The sequence below is a fragment of the Ferruginibacter sp. genome (genome assembly GCF_031430955.1).
GTDB lineage: Bacteria > Bacteroidota > Bacteroidia > Chitinophagales > Chitinophagaceae > Ferruginibacter.
This window is the reverse complement of record NZ_JANPCM010000360.1, coordinates 1-2840: the sequence shown is the minus strand read 5'-3', so window position 1 is coordinate 2840 and position 2840 is coordinate 1. Positions and strand designations below refer to the sequence as shown.

At 38.6% G+C, this 2840-nt stretch carries 1 protein-coding gene; it reads left to right on the top strand.

The features are described from left to right. Window positions 1-2596 (top strand): S9 family peptidase (locus tag ACY65O_RS10250; protein ID WP_462220760.1); only part of this gene is annotated, 2596 nt, incomplete at its 5' end. Between the last annotated feature and the right edge of the window lie 244 nt (window positions 2597-2840).

Sequence of the window (2840 nt, the reverse complement as noted above, 5' to 3'; positions counted from 1 at the left end):
CCGTGCCAAAACTTTTAAAACACCCGAAAAAGGCGCAGGCTTTGTTGCTTATCATATTGAAAAGCCGATGCCTGATACTACCAAAAAAACAAAAGTGGCAGTGTACGATTCTGCCAAAGCAAAAATAGATATGCTGGTAAAGCTGGCCGATTCTGTGATAAAGAAATCTATTGATTCCATTGGTGGAAAAATTAATAAGCAGGAAGTAATTGAAGCGGCACAAAAAGCCGCTAAGCAAATCTTAAAAAAAGCGGATGAAGATATAGCAGCGTTAAAAGATGCTGATGGCGATGATGCAATTTCCGCCGCAGCAACCGAAGGCACCGATTTAATTTTACGCAGGCTTATTGACGGCAAAGAAAAAACTTTCAAATTAGTAAGCGAATATTTTTTTAATAAAAAAGCGACCAAACTTTTAATCGAAACCACAAAAAACAATAAAGACAGTAACAGCAAAGCAATGGTGCTGCTGTACGATTTGTATGGAGAAAAAACTGATACATTAGCCAGGGGCTGCAACGATTGTAAAAATTATGCTTTTGATGATGAAGGCAATCAATTGGCTTTTGTTGCCGAAAGAGACAGCAGTACAAAATCACTCACCAAATTTTATAAACTCTGGCATTATACCAATGGGCGAGACAGTGCAAAACTGCTGGCAGAAAAAAATACGGTGGGTATGAAAGTCGGCAGCACCATCAGTGAAAATGCCACTCTTGTATTTAGTAAAGACGGTAAAAAATTATTTTTTGGTACTGCTGCCATTAAACCTGCAAAAGATACCACACTGATAGATTTTGAACTGGCCCGTGTGGATGTATGGCACTACAACGACGATTATTTGCAACCGCAACAATTAAAACAATTGGATGCCGAATTAAAACGCAGCTATGCAGCAGTGATAAATTTGAGCGAAAATAAATTAGTGCAACTGGGGGCAGATGATGCAGAAAGAATTACACTTGTTAACGAAGGCAATGCCAATTGGGTATTGGCAGAAAGTAATAAAGGCAACAGGGTTGAAGGCCAATGGAGCGGCCGCACAAAAACTTCGGCTTACGTTATTAATACGGATGACGGCAGTAAAAAATTAGTGCTTTCAAACTCATTAGCCAATTTTGATGCTTCGCCTGCAGGTAGATATGTGTACTGGTACGATGCGGTTAAGAAAAATTATTTTACTTATGATGTGGCAACAGGCACAACAAAAAATGTGACCGAAAAAATAAAAGAGCCATTGTATGAAGAAGATAATGATGTGCCCGATTATCCATCGCCATATGGTGTAATGGGCTGGAGCAACGATGATAAAAATTTTTACTTGTATGACCGTTATGATGTTTGGAATGTAAACCCTGATGCCGCTGCAATGCCCTTAACAATTATTGATGCTGCAACAATGCCAAGGAAAAATAAAATTACGTACCGCTATATTTCTACTGATAAAGAAGAACGTTTTGTAAATATAGAAAAGCCGTTAACGTTTCGTGTGTTTGATAATACTGCAAAAACTATGGTGCTGGATGCATCAGTTTTAAAAAATAATTTTCTATCGTTTAGTAATACACCCGAAAAAAATGTATTTGGTTTTCCTTTAAAAGCAAAAAATGCTATGGCATTTATTTATACTAAAGAAAATTATGCATCGTCGCCCAATTTATATTACACCGGCACCTCGGTTGAAGATGAAATGGTGCTAAGCGATATTAATCCACAGCAAAAAGATTTTAACTGGGGCACTGCCGAATTATTTAAATGGAAAACTTACAATGGTAAACAAAGCGAAGGCATTATTTACAAACCCGAAAATTTCGACCCAAAAAAGAAGTACCCCATGATCAGTTATTTTTACGAAAAACTTTCTGATGGTTTGTACGGTTACAACGCACCATCGCCTACGCCCAGCCGCTTAAATATTTCTTTTTTTGTAAGCCGTGGCTATATAGTTTTTGCACCGGATATTTCTTACACTACCGGCCACCCGGGCAACGATGCCTATAATTATATTGTAAGCGGCGTAAGAGCTGTTGTAAAACTAGGTTATGTGGATAGCACCAAACTTGGCCTGCAGGGGCAAAGCTGGGGCGGTTATCAAACGGCGTATCTTATTACCAAAACAAAATTATTTGCAGCCGCATGGGCAGGTGCACCTGTTGCCAATATGACGAGTGCTTACGGTGGTATACGCTGGGGCAGCGGCCTCAACCGTCAGTTTCAATACGAAAAAACACAGAGCCGTATTGGTGCCACGCTTTGGGAAAAACCAAATCTGTATATCGAAAATTCGCCACTGTTTCATTTACCTAAAGTAACCACGCCATTGGTAATAATGAGTAACGATGCCGATGATGCCGTGCCCTGGTACCAGGGTATAGAAATGTTTACGGCTATGCGCAGGCTTAATAAACCTGTTTGGTTGTTGGTGTACAATGGCGAAGCACATAATTTAATTGAAAGAAAAAACCGTAAAGATATTCAGATACGGGAGCAACAATTTTTTGACTGGAAACTAAAAGGAGAGCAGCCTGCTAAATGGTTAACCGATGGTGTGCCTGCAACACAAAAAGGAATCGATTGGGGGTTGAAGGTGGAGTAATTTTTTTTGTACTAAGCTTTGGTAATTCGGTTGAGCTTCGGTGGCGTCGCACTCTTGTACAGTATAACTTTATTGAACTTTACTCATAAGATAGATTAATTTTTTTATAAAGACACCAAACTTGCTGCAAGCCAATTCAAGATTTTCGTTTTTAAATTGTTAATCAAAAAAAATATGAAACGAAAATCAAGAAAGGGTTTAAATTTTGAAGGTATTAAACTTTGGTATAAATTTGAGTTGTGCG